Origin of the sequence: Rhizobium oryziradicis, from assembly GCF_001939045.1 — a bacterium.
GTDB lineage: Bacteria > Pseudomonadota > Alphaproteobacteria > Rhizobiales > Rhizobiaceae > Allorhizobium > Allorhizobium oryziradicis.
Genome location: NZ_MKIM01000028.1, coordinates 817,370 through 834,211 on the forward strand (window position 1 = coordinate 817,370; position 16,842 = coordinate 834,211).

General features: G+C 53.9%; 18 protein-coding genes. 7 read left to right on the forward strand and 11 right to left on the reverse strand.

Annotation, left to right across the window (positions count from 1 at the left end; genetic code table 11):
- Positions 1-16 precede the first annotated feature (16 nt).
- The 3 genes from secG to BJF95_RS19320 form a co-directional block, all read right to left on the reverse strand.
- The gene (secG, locus tag BJF95_RS19310; RefSeq protein WP_075641022.1) at positions 17-406 is read right to left on the reverse strand and encodes a preprotein translocase subunit SecG; all 390 of its coding nucleotides are present in this window, start codon (positions 404-406) and stop codon (positions 17-19) included.
- Positions 407-515: 109 nt separating this feature from the next.
- Positions 516-1,286, reverse strand: a complete 771-nt coding sequence (tpiA, locus tag BJF95_RS19315) for a triose-phosphate isomerase (RefSeq protein WP_075641167.1) — start codon at positions 1,284-1,286, stop codon at positions 516-518.
- Between the two features lie 143 nt (positions 1,287-1,429).
- Complete coding sequence (locus tag BJF95_RS19320; protein WP_075641023.1) at positions 1,430-2,308, reverse strand: phospholipase; 879 nt, start codon at positions 2,306-2,308, stop codon at positions 1,430-1,432.
- Positions 2,309-2,604: 296 nt separating this feature from the next.
- Between BJF95_RS19320 and parE the strand changes: the two genes are divergently transcribed.
- Entirely contained in the window at positions 2,605-4,659 is a 2,055-nt protein-coding gene (gene parE / locus BJF95_RS19325) for a DNA topoisomerase IV subunit B (RefSeq protein ID WP_075641024.1), read from the forward strand.
- 9 nt (positions 4,660-4,668) lie between these two features.
- Positions 4,669-6,027 carry a metallophosphoesterase family protein gene (locus tag BJF95_RS19330; RefSeq protein WP_075641025.1) on the forward strand — a complete coding sequence of 453 codons (1,359 nt, stop codon included), beginning with the start codon at positions 4,669-4,671 and terminating at the stop codon, positions 6,025-6,027.
- Here BJF95_RS19330 and BJF95_RS19335 read toward each other — a convergent pair.
- Positions 6,021-6,485, reverse strand: coding sequence for a GNAT family N-acetyltransferase (locus BJF95_RS19335; protein ID WP_075641026.1), 465 nt, complete (start codon positions 6,483-6,485; stop codon positions 6,021-6,023). The two genes, BJF95_RS19330 and BJF95_RS19335, sit on opposite strands and share 7 nt — an antisense overlap.
- Before the next feature lie 97 nt (positions 6,486-6,582).
- On the opposite strand from BJF95_RS19335, the gene BJF95_RS19340 reads away from it, so the two are divergent.
- The gene (locus BJF95_RS19340; RefSeq protein WP_075641027.1) at positions 6,583-6,978 is read left to right on the forward strand and encodes a hypothetical protein; all 396 of its coding nucleotides are present in this window, start codon (positions 6,583-6,585) and stop codon (positions 6,976-6,978) included.
- A gap of 211 nt (positions 6,979-7,189) precedes the next feature.
- Here BJF95_RS19340 and BJF95_RS19345 read toward each other — a convergent pair whose 3' ends face one another.
- On the reverse strand, positions 7,190-8,326 hold the full coding sequence (locus tag BJF95_RS19345) for a DUF2336 domain-containing protein (protein WP_075641028.1): 1,137 nt from the start codon (positions 8,324-8,326) through the stop codon (positions 7,190-7,192).
- A 76-nt stretch (positions 8,327-8,402) separates the two neighbouring features.
- Between BJF95_RS19345 and BJF95_RS19350 the strand changes: the two genes are divergently transcribed.
- A complete protein-coding gene (locus BJF95_RS19350) occupies positions 8,403-9,131 on the forward strand; it encodes a hypothetical protein (RefSeq protein ID WP_075641029.1) in 729 nt (242 codons plus the stop codon).
- Here the strand turns inward: BJF95_RS19350 and BJF95_RS19355 are convergent.
- Complete coding sequence (locus tag BJF95_RS19355) at positions 9,120-9,725, reverse strand: flavin reductase family protein (RefSeq protein ID WP_075641030.1); 606 nt, start codon at positions 9,723-9,725, stop codon at positions 9,120-9,122. The genes BJF95_RS19350 and BJF95_RS19355 overlap by 12 nt on opposite strands.
- A complete protein-coding gene (locus BJF95_RS19360) occupies positions 9,725-10,309 on the reverse strand; it encodes a nitroreductase family protein (RefSeq protein ID WP_075641031.1) in 585 nt (194 codons plus the stop codon). The genes BJF95_RS19355 and BJF95_RS19360 overlap by 1 nt, the downstream gene beginning before the upstream one ends.
- Positions 10,310-10,522: 213 nt before the next feature.
- Here BJF95_RS19360 and BJF95_RS19365 point away from each other — a divergent pair, with 213 nt between their 5' ends.
- Together BJF95_RS19365 and BJF95_RS19370 are read left to right on the forward strand one after the other, a co-directional pair.
- Positions 10,523-11,509: a hypothetical protein gene (locus tag BJF95_RS19365; protein ID WP_075641032.1), complete on the forward strand. Its 987-nt coding sequence runs from the start codon at positions 10,523-10,525 to the stop codon at positions 11,507-11,509.
- Positions 11,510-11,872: 363 nt separating this feature from the next.
- Positions 11,873-12,427: a hypothetical protein gene (locus tag BJF95_RS19370; protein WP_075641033.1), complete on the forward strand. Its 555-nt coding sequence runs from the start codon at positions 11,873-11,875 to the stop codon at positions 12,425-12,427.
- Between the two features lie 67 nt (positions 12,428-12,494).
- Here the strand turns inward: BJF95_RS19370 and thrS are convergent, their stop codons facing one another.
- From thrS to BJF95_RS19390, 4 genes are all read right to left on the reverse strand, one after another.
- The gene (gene thrS / locus BJF95_RS19375) at positions 12,495-14,498 is read right to left on the reverse strand and encodes a threonine--tRNA ligase (protein ID WP_075641034.1); all 2,004 of its coding nucleotides are present in this window, start codon (positions 14,496-14,498) and stop codon (positions 12,495-12,497) included.
- 127 nt (positions 14,499-14,625) lie between these two features.
- Positions 14,626-15,045, reverse strand: a complete 420-nt coding sequence (locus BJF95_RS19380; RefSeq protein ID WP_075641035.1) for a DUF2267 domain-containing protein — start codon at positions 15,043-15,045, stop codon at positions 14,626-14,628.
- Positions 15,046-15,048: 3 nt separating this feature from the next.
- A complete protein-coding gene (gene yidD / locus BJF95_RS19385; protein WP_075641036.1) occupies positions 15,049-15,423 on the reverse strand; it encodes a membrane protein insertion efficiency factor YidD in 375 nt (124 codons plus the stop codon).
- A 3-nt stretch (positions 15,424-15,426) separates the two neighbouring features.
- Complete coding sequence (locus BJF95_RS19390; RefSeq protein WP_075641037.1) at positions 15,427-15,870, reverse strand: iron-sulfur cluster assembly scaffold protein; 444 nt, start codon at positions 15,868-15,870, stop codon at positions 15,427-15,429.
- A gap of 288 nt (positions 15,871-16,158) precedes the next feature.
- Between BJF95_RS19390 and folE the strand changes: the two genes are divergently transcribed.
- The gene (gene folE / locus BJF95_RS19395; protein WP_075641038.1) at positions 16,159-16,764 is read left to right on the forward strand and encodes a GTP cyclohydrolase I FolE; all 606 of its coding nucleotides are present in this window, start codon (positions 16,159-16,161) and stop codon (positions 16,762-16,764) included.
- The last annotated feature ends 78 nt before the right edge of the window (positions 16,765-16,842 follow it).

Below are 16,842 nucleotides of genomic sequence, written 5' to 3' on the forward strand. Positions count from 1 at the left end.
AGAAGATTAAAACCGATCAGTTGCCGGTTGGAACGCTGTCTGGCTGCTTGGCTGGAGCGGCAGGTGCCGCTGTACCGGCAGCAGGAGCTGTCGTGGCAGGCGCTGCACCAGGAAGCTGATCCAGCACATTGCCGCTTGGAGCTTCCTGACCTGCGGGAATCCGATTGAGGATATCCGTTGGCTTGGCTTCAAACCGCGTCATGATGCCAAGACCAAGCGAGGTGATGAAGAAAAGCGCTGCCAGAATAGCCGTTGTGCGGGTCAATGCGTTAGCCGCACCGCGCGCCGACATAAAGCCTGAACCACCACCAATGCCGAGACCGCCGCCTTCGGACCGCTGAATCAGCACAACGCCAACAAGAGCCAGCACGATCATAAGGTGAATGACGATTAATACGGTCTGCATGGGTACGATCCATCCTGCCCAAGTTGGGCCAATTTCGGCGAAGTCAAAACAACGTTCGGCGGCTCTCTACAACAGGAGCCGCCGCAAAGAAAGCCCTTATCCGATTTTATCAGGCAAGGATTTCGGCATACGCATTGTATATGGCGAGGAAATCGCTGGCTTTCAAGCTGGCACCACCAATCAGCGCACCATCAACATTTTCCACACTCATCAATTCTTTTGCATTCGATGGCTTCACCGAACCGCCGTAGAGAATGCGCATCTTTGCGCCTTCTGCGCCGAATCGGCGTGTCAGTTCGGTGCGCATAAACGCGTGGGCCTCGGCCACATTTTCAGATGTGGGCGTCACACCCGTGCCAATGGCCCAGACAGGCTCATAGGCAATAACCGTGTTTTCAGCATCCGCACCATCCGGCACGGAGCCAGCCAGCTGACGCTTGAGAATATCAAGTGTTTGGCCACCCTTGCGCTCATCAGCGGTTTCGCCAATGCAGACAATCGCCGTAAGCTCGGCCGCATGCGCTGCAATCGCCTTGGCGCGCACCAGATGGTCGGTTTCAGCATGATCAGTGCGGCGCTCTGAATGGCCAACAATGACATGCGTGCCAAAGCAATCGGCAATCATATCGGCCGAAATTTCACCGGTGTGGGCACCCGCGGCGTTTTGATGGCAATCTTGCGCACCAATCCACAAAGGGCTGTCCTCGCAAAGGGCCGTCGCCACATAAAGCAAGGTTGCAGGTGGGCAGATCAGGCTTTCGACTTTTTCCGACAAGTCACCCTTCACACCCTCCGATATCGCCTTGATTTGATCCAGGGAATCCCGCGTACCATTCATTTTCCAGTTGCCAGCAACCAGTGGGCGCACATTCGGTGTCATATCGTCTCCAAACCCCAGAACCATCAATCTTACATTCTGCCATAAAAGAACGTGCGAGCAAAAAAGGCAAGTTGCAATGCAATATGCCACTAAATATAGCAAAAATTTAGGTATAAATAATGTAGCAGATCACGGCCTTCGGCTCACCGTATCAGCCAGTTCAGCGCAGCGCGCCAATCTGTCATGCGCACAGGTGTTCCATGGGAACCCGTCAAAAACAGCGTGAAACGACAAGGGTAGCCCGCCCGATGCAGGCGATCATAGAGGCCAATCTGATCTCCCGCCGCATAAACACTGTCTCGGCTGCCATGAGTAAACCAGATCGGCAGCTTCCGCTTGAAGGCAACACTGCCAATAAAGGCGGGATCCGATGCACCACCAAGGATAGCCATGCCCGATAATTGTGCAACTGCTTTAGCATTGCGTGTTATGCCCCAGCAAATGAAACTGCCCATGGAGGCGCAGGATAACACCACCGGCCGCCCACCCGAACGGGTCGAGGCATAATTGATCAAACCGGCAATCTGGGCCACACCCGCCTGATCAAATGATCGCACGCTGGGCGCATAATAGGTGCCGCCATTCTCCACCGCCAGATTTTTCAATCGATTGAAATTTCCGCCGAATTTATAATCATCCGCCCCCAGACGGCGATCACCGCCCCGGCCATGGATAAAAATAACGGTAAATTTCGCACCATCGCTGACACCTGTGCGAGTCACGTCTAGCGTGCCACCCTCGCCCAGATCAAGCGTTTCATCATGCTGCTGATGGCGCACGCCCAGCGATACATAGGCGGATTTGACTTTGCGCTCGGGAATTTCATCGCGACCATTGATGTCGCGCATTTCCTGGTAATCAATCGTCTGGAAATCACCCTTGTCGCGTGTTTCCAAAACAGCCTGTGATGAAAAAAGCTCATCTTTAAAGGGTTTCAGATTGGCAGCCGCAGCCGCCCCCTGAACAAGGCAAAGCCCAACCAAGAAAGAGGTAAAAGTCAAATGAACTGTGGACATCCGCATCCAGAATCGATCTCCTGCATATCGCAGCCTTGCCATGACGTTGCGACAAACGCAAAGATTTCTGTGAACGGAAACCGATCTTTTGACTATCAACAGTGAACTCCTTTTTGAGCGGGAAATTTTATCCGGTTTGAATTGAGGTGTTGCGCTCAGAAGGCAAGCCGCGTTACAAGGTGAACAAACCAGAAACCAACCTTAAAACCATCAGGGTGGCAACTGGATTTTCATGCGCAAGCGGCCATCCGACGTTATGCGATAGCGTCACAAGATCACAGAAAAAACGACAGAATAGAGACATGGACGAGAATAAAGATCTTTTCGCTGCCCTGCCCCTGACGACGCCAGCCGCGCCAGAGCCTGTGCAAACCGAAAAGACGACAGCCCCCGTAGCCCCCTCCAAACCCGCCTTGAAGGCTTCGGGTGAGGATGACTATGGCGCATCTTCCATTCGTGTTCTGGAAGGTCTTGAGCCGGTGCGCATGCGGCCGGGCATGTATATTGGTGGCACCGATGAAAAGGCCCTGCACCATCTGTTTGCCGAAGTGCTCGACAATTCGATGGACGAAGCGGTGGCAGGACACGCCAATTTCATCGAGGTCTATCTTGATGCAGAAGGGTTTTTGACCGTTTCCGACAATGGACGCGGTATTCCTGTGGAGCTACATCCCCAAGTGCCGGGCAAATCCACGCTTGAAGTGATCATGACCAAGCTGCACGCGGGCGGCAAATTTGACGGCAAGGCTTATGAAACCTCCGGCGGTTTGCACGGCGTTGGTGTATCTGTGGTCAATGCACTGTCTGATCTGCTGGAAGTGGAAGTCGCGCGCAATCGCAAGCTCTATCGCCAGCGCTTTTCCCGTGGTGTGCCGCTTGGGCCTTTGGAAGAGCTGGGAGATGTGCATAACCGCCGTGGTACGCGGGTGCGGTTTCATCCCGATGCGCAGATTTTTGGTGATCATGCCAAGTTTGATGCGGGCCGCATTTTCCGCATGGCGCGCTCAAAAGCCTATCTGTTTGGTGGCGTCGAGATCCGCTGGTCTTGCGATCCATCGATTCTGCCAGCTGGCGGCGAGATTCCCGAAAAGGCGGTGTTTCACTTCCCCGGCGGTTTGAAGGATTATCTGGCGGCAACGCTTGGCAAGGATTTCACCGTAACCCGCGAAATCTTTGCCGGAAAAACGGAAAAATCCGGCGGCCACGGTGCCATGGAATGGGCCATCACCTGGTATGGCGGTGATCCGGTGCTGCACTCCTATTGTAACACCATCCCCACCCCTGAAGGCGGCACCCACGAGGCTGGCCTTCGCATTGCCTTGACCAAGGGCCTGAAAAATTATGCCGAATTGACGCAAAACAAGCGCGCCCAGCAGATCAGCACCGAAGATGTGATGATCTCTGCCGTTGGCATGCTGTCTGTGTTTATTCGCGAGCCGGAATTTGTCGGCCAAACCAAGGACAGGCTGGCGACGGTTGAAGCCCAGCGTCTGGTTGAAAATGCGCTGCGCGATCCCTTCGACCATTATCTTGCCGACAATCCCAATGAAGCGGCAAAGCTGCTGGATTGGGTGATTGAGCGCGCCGAAGAGCGCCTGCGCCGCCGCAAGGAAAAGGAAGTCAACCGCAAGACGGCCGTGCGCAAGCTGCGCCTGCCCGGCAAACTGGCCGATTGCGCCCAAAACACCGCTGAAGGCGCTGAACTGTTTATCGTCGAAGGTGATTCGGCTGGCGGCTCCGCCAAGCAGGCGCGCAACCGCTCCAACCAGGCCATTTTGCCACTGCGGGGTAAAATCCTCAACGTGGGCAGCGCCAGCCGTGAAAAGCTGATGGCCAATCAGCAGATTGCCGATCTTATTCAGGCACTGGGCTGTGGCACGCGTGGCAAATATCGCGAAGAAGATCTGCGTTATGAGCGCATTGTGGTTATGACTGATGCCGACGTCGACGGCGCGCATATTGCATCCTTGTTGATCACCTTCTTCTATCAGGAAATGCCGGAACTGATCCGCGGCAACCACCTTTATCTGGCGGTGCCGCCGCTCTACGTCATTCGTCAGGGTGCAAAAACCGTCTACGCCCGCGACGACGCTCACCGGGCCGAGCTGATGGAAACGGTGTTCAAGGGCAAAAAAGTCGAAATCGGCCGCTTCAAAGGCCTTGGCGAGATGATGCCAGCCCAATTGAAAGAAACCACCATGGACCCGGCCAAACGCACCCTGCTGCGGGTGGGCATTGACGAGGTGGATTTCGAAGGCACGCGCGATGCTGTGGATGCACTCATGGGCACCAAACCGGAGGCACGCTTCCGGTTTATTCAGGATCGGGCAGCTTTTGCGGAGAATCTGGATATTTAAGGATGACGCATGGAGCGAAAGAGCATCCCTGCAATTTTACCGAATGGCAAGGGACACCAGTTTGTTATTTATGGTGACTCCTGCTCAGGGGTGCCTAGCCACTTACATGAAAAAACGTTCGCCTCTGTCAATGCAGTTGTGAGAGAAATTGATCCACAGCCGGAATTTATTATTTTCCCGGGAGACGAAATTATCGGCCTCACGCCAGACCGGGAAAGATTGCTTGATCAATGGAACCATTGGCTAAATGTTGAGACGGCGTGGCTCGATAGGACGAAAATTCCGATCTGGCACTCAACCGGAAATCACACAACCTATAACAAAATGAGTGAAGACCTTTTCAGGGAGGTTTTGCGACTGCCGGACAATGGACCGGCGGACCAAAAAGGACTGTCTTATTACGTCCGCCGTGGCGATCTTCTACTGGTTTTCATCAACACACTCTGGAGTGGTCTTGGTGGTGAAGGGCATCTCGAGACGCAGTGGTTAGCGCAAGTTCTCTCGACGCACGCCGACGCGCAACATAAGTTTGTGATAGGTCACCACCCAGTCTTCCCCGTCAATGGTTTCTCAGGAGCTTATCAAAGAGAAATCGGCCAGGAATATGCCAAGCCATTTTGGGATATTTTGATGAACGCGAATGTATTTGGCTATATTTGCAGCCACATCCTCGCCTTCGATGTTCAGGTGCACAGTGGCGTTTTGCAAATATGCACTGCGGGCGCTGGCACGGCCCATCGTATGCCTGAAGATGTCGAATATCTCCATTGTATTCAAGCAGCACTGGACGCAGATGGATTGCGCTATCAAGTTCTGGATACCGATGGCATTGTCCGAGAAAGCCTAAAGTGGCCACCGAAGCCAAAAGGCTTCACGCCGTGGGCCGCAGATCTAGCTGGTATTTACGAAGCGCCATTTTCTGGAAACTTGCATCGCGAAGCATTCGTAGAATTCAGGCTCACAGGAAAGACAGCTCAGCAAATCCATCCGGTTGAGCAGACGATTTTTTCTGCTGTCGAACCGGGTAGAATTGCGCCGGTCTGGCTTGGTTTGCGTGGACCGCGCCAGACGATGACCCTGATTGTCGGACAAACTCCGGGCAGAAGTCCTGCTTATTGGCTGGGCCCCGACTTTCCAAAAGATCAGGACTTTGACATGCATATCGCCTTCTGCCCCGCCATGGGTCCAGGAGGAATGCTGTTCCGCAATCATGACGACCGAGGCTGGACATCCATGAAATCGGCAACATCTCGTGGCGTAGAAACTCTGCTATGGCCGCAGAACTGGAGCATTGGCCAAGGAGAAGACGGGCCATCTGATCGCCCATTCAAAGGCGATACCCTGAAAATTCAATATCATCATCATTGATGAGACACCGTTTTCTCCATAAACATGCTCAATGGATCTGGCTTATACGGTTCGAAGGGTTCAATCTCGATAAAGCCCGCTTTGCGGTAAAGCCCGATGGCTTCTGGCTGGCTGATGCCGGTTTCGAGGCGAATGGCACGTAAGGCGAGGCTTTGTGCCTGCTCTTCCAAAGCGGCCATCAGCTTTTTGCCCAGCGATAGACCTCTTGCTTCGGGATCAACAAACATGCGTTTGATTTCGGCTGTACCATCGCCCGCCTCGACAAGAGCGGCACATCCAACGACCCGCCCCTCGTTGCGGGCCACAAAAAAATGCACAGCGTCTTTTTCCAGTGCCGATACATCCAGCAGATGGTTGCTTTCTGCCGGGTAGAGCGACGCCATATAGGCATCGGAGAGGGTTAAAAGCCTTATAACGTCGGGCTGGCGGGGAGATTCTCGGGTTATGATGATCGTCATGTTTTTTCCAAAAATACGTCAGATCGCAAGATCAATCTTGGTCCTGCCGTTCTCGCTCTTTAAAAGATAAAAGTCGATTCCATTGAAGGACGGACCTATGCAGGCTTCTCTTGTAATAATGACCATTCTGGGATGCAATGATAGCGTCAGCCAATGCCAATATATTGCCACGCCCGAGCAGCGATGGGTGACCGTTGAGCGCTGCAATGCCGATAGCGAAAAGGCACTCGCGGACTACTCAAACGCAAAATACCCAAGCGTTGTGGCCTTTTGCCAAAAGCAGACCATTGATCAGCCGCAGATTGCCGCTCCAAAGCCAGACGCTACGCCGCCGGTGGTTCCCGAGCAGGAAAAGCGCTCTTTGGCCGGGCGCGCCATTCGGACAATTCAGGAAGTCTTGCCTGGCAAGGCCGATATCAAGATGGTGTTCACCGCCCCGGTGCATGTTGTCACCGATACTTACGCATGGGCGGTCAAAATGGTCGGGCAATAAGCGCCCACTTCAGAGTTTGTCAGGCAAAAATGGTCACTGGCTTTCCCGGAAAGACAAAGGAAAACAAAGAAGCCTTGGGCATCGGCTGAAAAGTGGGAACCGGTTTTCAGAAAAATCCGATGCGTAATAAGAAACTTAGAGCATCGTGCCGATTTCGATTTTCAGTCCGATGCTCTAAAGTCCGTTTAGTTCAATCTCAACCTGACGGATTTTAGGCGGCATCAACAACCAGATGTGCGGCATAACGGCGAGCCTGACGTCGTTCATCATCGTGCATAAGGCTTTCCACCAGATCCAGCAGCTTTTGTGCAAAATCGTCACAAGCGAGACTGCGACCTTTGTGCAGCAATGCCTGGCAAATGCTGCCCATTTCACTGTGGCGTGCAGTTTGCACCGCATTGCGCCACAACATCACCGCCTCGACAAAAAGTGGCGCAACAGAGCGGTTTAACCCTGCCGATTCCAACAGGGCGCGCACAGCATGCATACGCCCGGTGGCGAGGATGGAGCGCACTCGGCGCTCGTGCACACCGCTCAGCGCTTCAATGGCTGCAGCAAAGAAATCCGCCTTGCCGCGGCAGAGAATCTCCATCAACAGGGCCGGGGTCAAATGGCCGTTTGCGCACATCTGCTCGACCAGAGCCGGGATTTCTTCAAACGCCACATCGCCCGCAATCACGGCTGCGGCAGAAACACCGGCCTCGCAATTGACGCGCGACAGTTTGGCCTCGCCCAACGCAAACTGCACCAATGACGAGGCAGCAAACGCATCTCCCACAGAGCGCACCAGCAGATGTCGCGCCTGCCCCGGAAGATCGGGCCGATCGAGAAGCGCACCGCGAACGGCATCATTGCGGCTATGGCGCTCAGTGAGCCTGATCAAACTGAATGGCGAGAGGTTTGCGCTTGGGTTCTCCAGCAAAATCAGGCATTCCGCCATCTCACCGATTTCAACCAGGGCGGCAGCCACGGCAAAGGAAAGGCCGGGTCTTGCAGCAATCAACGCACGGGTAAAGCTGGACCCTCGCCCCGCCAGATCGACCAGATCGCGATCATCCAGCACGGGTGAGCAAAGAAGTATCCGCGAGGCAATCTCAGGCTGATCCTCGGCCAGAGACAGAATCAAAGCGCGCGGTGCATCTGCGGCAGAGCCAAGGGTTTCGGCCAGCGCCAAACGCACTTTCGGCGATGGATCATCGAGCAGATAGGTCATTGCCACATAGGTTGAGCGGCGGTCATCATCAGACAAGGCCGATTGCAGATAGGCCCGCCCAAGCGCATTGGCCGCCTTGGCACGATCCCCGGCCTTTGCAGTTTCCGACCAGCGAAAGAAAGCCTTTACAAGCACCGAGAACCCCGATCAAAACAACAGATAACAGTTATGATGACGATGCTATAAGTAAAAAGTTTAAGATTGGTTCACCATGTCCATTAACCATAGCCAAATCCCGTCGCATCAGCATTTTTATCTTGGCTCGCGCCGGTGCCGCAGTATTTTGCTGATAGAGAATGAGAGAGAGGTCTTGCCGTGCACGCCGGATGCGCTGGCTGTGAATGGAGGCAACCTCAAAGCACGGGTGGAAAAACTCCGTCACAGCGCGCTGGGCACCCTGCCCCTTTTGCTGTGCATTTCCGCCACGCTGGATAATGACGCCTTCGCAGAGAGGCTCCGCGATCTGATGGGGCTGACGCCGGACGGCTTCATTCTCACGGATGCAAGTGACCACGCCGATGGGGAGCGGCTGGATGCAATGCTGCGTGTGGAAGAGGCTTTGGCGGGATTGCCAGATGGGCAAACGCGCTTTCTCGCAATGCTCGGTTTTGAAACCCGGGGCTTTGCTTCAACAATTGCCTTGGCACAAAGCTCAGCCCGTCTCATTGCCATAGGGCAAGACAGTCGGGCCATTGCAACAGCGATTGGAGCAAAGACAACGGAGGCGGCCGAGCCGGTTTTGCAAACCTGCCGCAGCCATGTTCAGCTCGCTGGTGCAAGTGCAAAAATTCCGGTGTGCGAAATTCTTGGCACCAGCCCACAGCCCTTCGCGAAGCAGGTGGAAACCTTGGTCAACCAAGGTTTTCAGACACTCATCACGGATGAGTCGCACAGCATTGCAATGATCAACGCTGCCTTTGAAAAAGCATCAAGCCTTTGAGGGGCGCGTCATCTGAAACACCTCGGTGACGGTTGCATAATCCATATAGCCAAGCCGTGCCAACGGCTGAACCAGCGTGACATCAAAACGTCCATCCCGCATGGCTCTGTCGGCAATATGAATTCCGACCACCTCGCCAAACACCACAAAATTAGAGGATGGTTCGCCTGAGCGCGTTTTGGGCGAAATCACCTCTGTGACTTGGCATTCCAAGACGGAATAGGCTTCACCCACGTAGGGCGCATCCACCAGTTTTCCAACAACAGGCGTCAATCCGGCCATTTCAAACTCACTCACGCCATAGCCCGCAGGAGCCGATGAAACGTTCATCGCATCGCGCAAATCATGGCTGACAAAATTGACTGTGAAGCAGCCAGTTTCTTCAATGTTGCGCAAACTGTCTTTTCGACCCAAGGATGAAAACATCACCATCTTTGGCACTTCGGATATGGCATTGAAAAAAGAATAGGGTGCCAGATTGAGAGAACCATCCTTGCCCTTGGAGCCGATCCAACCAATGGGGCGCGGCGACACAATCGCCTTGAAGGGATCATGCGCCATGCCATGGCTGTTGTTTTCAGTGTCGTAAAACATCAATCATCGCCTCCCACCCACGTGACAACATCGTCTAGGGATGGGCGGGGACGCTCGGTAATCGGAAACGTGGTAGAGCCCATGTGGATAAAGCCAGCAACGCGCTCGCCCGGCTGAATGCCAAGCAGCGGAAACGCATCACTGTCAAACGCGAACCACTCTGATAGCCAATTGGCCACATAGCCATGGGCATTGGCCGCCATCAGCACATTGATGCACACAGCGCCTGCGGACATCACCTGCTCCCATTCCGGCACCTTTGCATGGGCACTGGCCGTACTGACCACGCCGATCACCACGGGCGCGCGGGTAAAGCGCGAGCGTTCCACCGCAATCATGTCTTCGCTCAAGTCGGGCCGCTTTACCAGCGCCATGCTCAACAGCGCTTCACCAATTTCAGCCCGCCGATCACCCCGATAGACAATGAAGCGCCATGGAGCCAATTTGCCATGATCGGGCACCCGCACAGCAAGTTTCAATATGTCTTCAAGCTCACTTTTGGATGGCCCCGGCTCACACATCTGAAAAGCAGGCACGGACCGGCGCGTTGCGAGGTAATCTAGAAGTTTAATCTGTTCATACATATCGAATGTCTCTCACGGGCAAAGCAACTGGAATCAATCAAGCTGAGTTTTGCAGCAAACGCGCTGCAATGGGAAGCGCGACAGCGCATTTGAATTTGCCTTTCCGCATGCGTGCGCTCATCGAAAACCTTGAACCAGTGAAAACCTTGAATTTGCCATTGTCGCAAGATTGTAGTAATTGCACACCAAGGCAATGAAACGGTCGGAACTGTTATGATATCTTTTTCCTGCCGTCTTCCCGTGATCATGACCGTGATGCTGATGGCAGCAGGCCTGCAAGGCGCGCGGGCGGAAGACGCTTTCGAGACATTCAAGCAGTTGGATGGCAGCACCAAGATGCCAAAGCTCAACGCTTTTTCCAATCCATCCGTAAACCCGGTTCAATCCAATGCGCGATTGGTCAAATTTGAGGCAAAGCTGGACAAGGATGCCCAGCCCATGCAGCAAGGCCTGCAATGGCGCGTTTACAGCCCCATTGCAGGCAGCGATGGAAAATTGCCCATGATCGCCAGCAGCCAGGGCGGAACCGCCGATCTTCAGCTGGCCCCCGGCGATTATTTTGTGAATGTATCGTTTGGCCGCGCTGGTATCACCCGTAAATTAAGCGTTCCGGCTGAAGGCGATGTGGCAACGCAGGTGATGGTGCTTGATGCGGGCGGCATGGTCTTGAATGCCGTGACAGGTGAAAACACCCGGATCCAATCCACCAAATTGAAATTCAAAATTTATGCAGGCGATGGTCAGGACGATACCGGACACAACCTGATCATGGATAATGTTGAGCCCAACACGCTGATCAGCTTGAACTCTGGCACCTATCATGTCGTATCGGAATATGGCTCGGTGAACGCCGTTGTGCGCGCTGATATCAAGGTGGAAGCAAACAAGATCACTGAAGCCACCCTGCAGCACCGCGCAGCACAAATGAACTTCAAGCTCGTCTCCAATCCCGGCGGGGAAGCCATTGCAGACACTGCCTGGTCGATTCTGACATCCTCAGGCGACGCGGTGGCCGAAAGCGTCAGTGCTTTTCCCGTTCTGGTGCTTTCAGAGGGAAATTACACGGCAATTGCGCGCAACAAGGACAACATCTACCAGAAAGACTTCAACGTCAAAGCTGGCGTCAATACCGACGTTGAACTGGTGATGAAAGACAGCGCGCAGAACCTGCAAAAGGCCAGCATTTACGACACCAACTGACGCGCAACACCTCTTTGTCGTTCCCATTCTTGCCGCGAGAGCATCGGCTGAATAGTGGGAACAGGTTTTCAGATAAATCCGATGTGCAAACAAAAACTTGGAGCATGGTGCGTTTTATCGAATGCGTGGGGCTGTCGCTGTATCGTTGCGATCCATTTTTAAAAATGGAGAAACAATGATCGAATTGTGACTAAAAAAGCACGGGCGCAACAGTGTAAACCCTGGATAATCTTGACTACAAAGGTTTATTTTCGTTTCACTCATACATCCAGAAATACTGCGGCATTTTGCCAGTCTTAAATTCTTCAATCCCAATAACGACCTCTCTCAATGTTACAATTGATACATCATTGGGAGTGAAAAATGAAAATCTTATCCGTAAAATCTGTCATCGTTCTTCTCGCTGCCGTCGCGGTACCATCCATATCAATGGCCGCCGCATGCAAACCAGCGATCAGCGAAGCTGAAGTCAAAACCACGCAGGACAAATGGGGAAAAGGTCTGGTTGAAATCGGCGCGGCAAAAAATCCAAAAGCTGAAGCAGAAAAATTTATTGCGGATATCTATGCCTACCAGAATGGTCCCGTGCTTTTCAAACCAACAGTAGCATCAACAGACGAATTCCGCCAAACACCGGAAGAAGCGCTATCCTACTTCGTCACAGGTCAGGATAAAGAAGACAAAGGTTTTGCGCTGGCACCCTATACCAAGGTTCGTTTTGAAAACCACGCCATAACCTATGACTGCAATACGGCGGTCTCAATGGGCAATTACTATTTCACTGGCAAAGATGGCAAGGAAACAAAGGTAACCTACACCATGGGATTTGTGAAAGAACCGGATGGGAAAGTTAAAATCAACATCCAGCACTCTTCACTTCCCTATGTTGCAGAGAAAGCTAAAGACAAAAAGGGATGATCTTCACTGAAGACGTGAGGCATCTTGAATTCAAGAAAAGGGGCGCTTCAAAGCGCCCCTTGATTGTTTAAAGTTTCGCTGCGCGTTGTGCGGCTTTGCGCTTGACGTCTGGCGGCGTTGCTTCATCCACCAGCGAGGCAATCACCTCTTCCAGCGTCATCGACACCTGATCCTGGCTACCAAGGCGGCGAACATTCACCGTGCGCTCTTCAGCCTCGCGCTTACCGCAGACGATGATGGCAGGCACCTTGCCAACCGAGTGCTCGCGGATCTTGTAATTGATCTTCTCGTTGCGGAAATCGGTTTCCACTTCGAGGCCAGCATCACGCAGCAATTCGGCAACTTCTCGACCGTAATCGTCAGCCTCGGAGGTAATGGTGGCAACCACCACCTGCAAAGGTGCAAACCACAGCGGCATGTGACCGGCAAAATTCTCGATCAGAATGCCAAGGAAACGCTCCATCGAGCCGCAAATGGCGCGGTGGATCATCACCGGCTGGGTCTTTTCCGAGTTCTGATCAATGTAGAAAGCACCAAAGCGTTCCGGCAGGTTAAAGTCCACCTGCGTCGTGCCGCACTGCCAGTCGCGGCCAATGGCATCCTTCAACGTATACTCGAACTTAGGCCCATAAAACGCGCCCTCGCCCGGCAAAATGCCGGTCTTGATGCGACCGCCGGATTGCTCCTCGATGGTCTTCAAAACCTCCATCATCACGCTTTCAGCGCGATCCCACAGATCGTCAGAGCCAACGCGCTTTTCAGGACGAGTGGAGAGCTTGACCACCACTTCCTGAAAGCCGAAGTCTTCGTAAACCGACAGGATCAAGTCATTGATCCGCAGGCATTCTGCCGCCATCTGCTCTTCGGTGCAGAACACATGCGCATCATCCTGCGTGAAGCCGCGCACGCGCATCAACCCATGCAAAGCGCCAGACGCTTCATAGCGATGCACAAGGCCGAATTCTGCAAGGCGAACAGGCAATTCGCGATAAGATTTCAATCCATGCTTGAAGATTTGCACGTGGCCGGGGCAGTTCATGGGCTTCAATGCAAACACACGCTGATCGGCTTCCGGGTCATTCGGATTGGTGAACGCATGGGCGGATTTAACCGCAAACATGTTTTCCTGATACCAGCCCCAGTGACCGGATGTCTCCCATAGCGACTTGTCCAGCACCTGTGGCGCGTTGACTTCCTGATATTTGCCAGCCAGACGGCGGCGCATATAGGCGGTCAGGGTCTGGAACATCTTCCAGCCCTTGCCATGCCAGAACACCACGCCCGGACCTTCTTCCTGAAAATGGAACAGGTCCATTTCACGGCCCAGCTTGCGGTGGTCGCGCTTTTCAGCCTCGGCCAGAATGTGCAGATAATTGTCCAGCTGCTCCTGCTCGGCAAAGGCAGTGCCGTAAATGCGCGTCAGCATCGGATTGTTGCTGTCACCACGCCAATAGGCACCAGCCACCTTCATCAGCTTGAAAGCGGTGCCAATCTGGCCTGTGGAGGCCATGTGCGGACCACGGCAAAGGTCAAACCAATCGCCCTGATAATAGATCTTGAGATCCTGATCTTCCGGGATCGCATCAACCAGCTCAACCTTGTACTTCTCGCCCTTGGCGGCAAAAACCTCGCGCGCCTTGTTGCGCGGCCAAACCTCTTTGGTGAAAGGCTTGTTGCGCTGGATGATTTCCTTCATCCGCTTTTCGATCTTTGGCAGATCTTCCGGCGTGAAGGGTTCAGCCTTGGCAAAGTCGTAGTAAAAACCGTTTTCAATCACCGGACCAATAGTCACCTGGGTTCCGGGCCACAGCTCTTGCACGGCTTCGGCCATGACGTGGGCGGCATCGTGACGGATCAGCTCAAGCGCCCGTGGATCGGTGCGAGTCACGATCTCGATCTTGCCGTCTGTCACTGGGTCAGAAAGGTCACGCACTTCGCCATCAATGGCAATGGCAACGGCTTTCTTGACCAGCGATTTGGAGATGGATTCAGCCACATCACGGCCGGTTGCGCCAGCCTCATAGGTGCGCACAGAACCATCTGGAAATGTTAGGGAAATAGGGTTTGACATGCTAGGTCTCCTTATCCAGTCCCGCCAACCAATGCGGGTGGTGCAAAATGGCCGATTCCTGATCGGCAACAAACGTGGGCTGAATAGGCCGAAAGTGTTACAGAGTAAAGAATTTCTTCGAAATTCTCTAAACCGCCCAATAGGCTGATGCCTCCGGTGCCAGCTGATTCAGTGCCCGCTGAAAGGCTACAGGGTCTACCGATTGGCGCAAGGCGAAAGCCACATCGGCAATGGACGTGTCTGGCGAAAAATTATGGTCGCGGCGCAAGGCTTTGACCTCATGCGTCATGTCAGCCCGGCTGCCAAACGGTTTGATGGCGCGAGACATATCCCACTCGGACACAAAAATGGCCCGCAACACAGCTGGCAACGCTTGCGCAAACGCAATGGCCTCAGAAACCGTCAAGCGAGACCGAAACACCTGCAACACGCCCTGCACCATCGTATAGGTCTGGTTACGGGTGGTCAGGCCAGAGCGCTCACGCGCGGCCTCCATGAAGGCATCAAACTGCTCTGACGCATGGCGATATTCCATGGGCATCGGCATATGTTATATCCCAGCCTTGCGCTGACGCCCCACCGCCAAATAGCGCCATGGTGCCCACCAGACATAGCGTCTTTCCATCACCTCCGGCACGGCATCCACCCCCCATGTACCACCCGGGCCGCAGCGCCCCACCCGAAACAACGTGAGCCAACCGCCAGTCCATAATCCGTGCCGGGCTATGGCTTCATAGCCATATTCTGAGCAGGTTGGCATATGGCGGCAATGGCTGCCAACAAGGCTGGAGAGGGTCAGTTGGTAGAGGCGGATCAGCCCCATGCCCAGCAAGCGATCCGGCGTTTTTCGAAACGGGCCATGATAATTGCGGCCTTTATAATGTGGCTTCTCATCCTCATCATCAATTTCGCAGAACTGGCACATGAATCAGCCCACCAATGCCTGATCGCGGGCATCAATCTGGTCGAGACAGTCGCACACGGCGTCAAAGGTCAGCATGGTCGAGGCGTGGCGGGCTTTATAATCGCGCACCGGCAGGAGATAACGCATATCCTCAAACCGGCCGGATGGCCCCTCGCCGTCCTCTTTCAGCATGGCCAGCATATCGGCCCGCGCCTGGCGCAATTCGTCAAAGCTGGCCCCCACCACATGACGCGCCATAATGGAGGCCGAGGCCTGGCCCAATGCACAGGCGCGCAGCTCGTGGGAAAAATCTGTCACCACACCGTTTTCGGCGTTGAGGTAAACCGTCAGGCGTGAGCCACAAAGTTTGGAGTGTTTTTCAGCTCTGGCATCGAAATTATCCAGCGCCCCGATCCGGGCAATATTGCCAGCGAATTCCAGAATTTTGCCGTTATAAACATCATCCATCGCCAAACTTTGCTCCTGAAATGCTCAGTCACGCAAAACCAGACCTTTCAGACGATCCATATTTGCGCAACATTGGGTTGGCTGTAAGGGCTTAACCAGATACATGGTTTTTACCTGTATAGCATGTGTGCCGATATAACATGTATGAACGTGATCCAGAATATCAAACCTCGCGTAGTAAGCACCATAGCCACGGATTGGACTTGCCAAAATGGCAAGAATTACCCATTTAAGGCTCAGAGAGCTAAGAAGGGTTTCCTCCAGGGCACCTGAGCGGAGAACAACGGCATGGATGCCATCGTGAAAAAATTGACACCAGAAGCGGGTCGCCCCAGCCGGGCAGAAGCCGAAGATGCTGTGCGAACCCTGCTACGCTGGGCTGGCGAAGACATAACCCGCGAAGGCCTGCTGGATACGCCAAAGCGTGTCGCCAAGGCCTATGCAGAGCTGTTTTCCGGCTATCACATCAGTGTGGAAGATGCGCTTGGCACGACCTTCGAAGAGGTTGGTGGCTATAACGACATCGTGCTGGTGCGAGATATTCCGTTTTTCTCCCATTGCGAACATCATATGTTGCCGGTGATTGGCAAGGCCCATGTGGCATATCTGCCAGCGGGTCGCGTGCTTGGCCTGTCCAAAATTGCGCGCGTCGTGGATATTTTTGCTCGCCGCCTGCAGACGCAGGAAACCATGACAGCGCAGATCGCTGAAGCCATCGACACAAACCTGATGCCACGCGGCGTCGCTGTGATGGTTGATGCCGAGCATATGTGCATGGCCATGCGCGGCATTCAAAAATCCGGCTCGACCACGCTGACAACAACCTTCACCGGCGAGTTCAAGGACAATGCGGCCGAGCAGGTCCGATTCATGACCATGGTGCGTAGCCGCTGAACCTAAACCGGTTGCTCAGCCGAGCTATTGCTGTAATAACATAACGCGCACCCAGATGGATGCGCGTTTCTTTTTGCG

Excerpts from the sequence above, each read along its gene's own strand:
- BJF95_RS19355 (WP_075641030.1), bottom strand. The coding sequence starts at position 9,725 with ATGTTTTACGACACTGAAAACAACAGCCATGGCATGGCGCATGATCCC.
- BJF95_RS19320 (WP_075641023.1), bottom strand. The coding sequence starts at position 2,308 with ATGCGGATGTCCACAGTTCATTTGACTTTTACCTCTTTCTTGGTTGGG.
- BJF95_RS19330 (WP_075641025.1), top strand. The coding sequence starts at position 4,669 with ATGGAGCGAAAGAGCATCCCTGCAATTTTACCGAATGGCAAGGGACAC.
- tpiA (WP_075641167.1), bottom strand. The coding sequence starts at position 1,286 with ATGACACCGAATGTGCGCCCACTGGTTGCTGGCAACTGGAAAATGAAT.
- BJF95_RS19370 (WP_075641033.1), top strand. The coding sequence starts at position 11,873 with ATGAAAATCTTATCCGTAAAATCTGTCATCGTTCTTCTCGCTGCCGTC.
- parE (WP_075641024.1), top strand. The coding sequence starts at position 2,605 with ATGGACGAGAATAAAGATCTTTTCGCTGCCCTGCCCCTGACGACGCCA.
- BJF95_RS19360 (WP_075641031.1), bottom strand. The coding sequence starts at position 10,309 with ATGTATGAACAGATTAAACTTCTAGATTACCTCGCAACGCGCCGGTCC.
- BJF95_RS19350 (WP_075641029.1), top strand. The coding sequence starts at position 8,403 with ATGTCCATTAACCATAGCCAAATCCCGTCGCATCAGCATTTTTATCTT.
- secG (WP_075641022.1), bottom strand. The coding sequence starts at position 406 with ATGCAGACCGTATTAATCGTCATTCACCTTATGATCGTGCTGGCTCTT.
- yidD (WP_075641036.1), bottom strand. The coding sequence starts at position 15,423 with ATGTGCCAGTTCTGCGAAATTGATGATGAGGATGAGAAGCCACATTAT.
- BJF95_RS19365 (WP_075641032.1), top strand. The coding sequence starts at position 10,523 with ATGATATCTTTTTCCTGCCGTCTTCCCGTGATCATGACCGTGATGCTG.
- BJF95_RS19340 (WP_075641027.1), top strand. The coding sequence starts at position 6,583 with ATGCAGGCTTCTCTTGTAATAATGACCATTCTGGGATGCAATGATAGC.
- BJF95_RS19380 (WP_075641035.1), bottom strand. The coding sequence starts at position 15,045 with ATGCCGATGCCCATGGAATATCGCCATGCGTCAGAGCAGTTTGATGCC.
- BJF95_RS19335 (WP_075641026.1), bottom strand. The coding sequence starts at position 6,485 with ATGACGATCATCATAACCCGAGAATCTCCCCGCCAGCCCGACGTTATA.
- thrS (WP_075641034.1), bottom strand. The coding sequence starts at position 14,498 with ATGTCAAACCCTATTTCCCTAACATTTCCAGATGGTTCTGTGCGCACC.
- folE (WP_075641038.1), top strand. The coding sequence starts at position 16,159 with ATGGATGCCATCGTGAAAAAATTGACACCAGAAGCGGGTCGCCCCAGC.
- BJF95_RS19390 (WP_075641037.1), bottom strand. The coding sequence starts at position 15,870 with ATGGATGATGTTTATAACGGCAAAATTCTGGAATTCGCTGGCAATATT.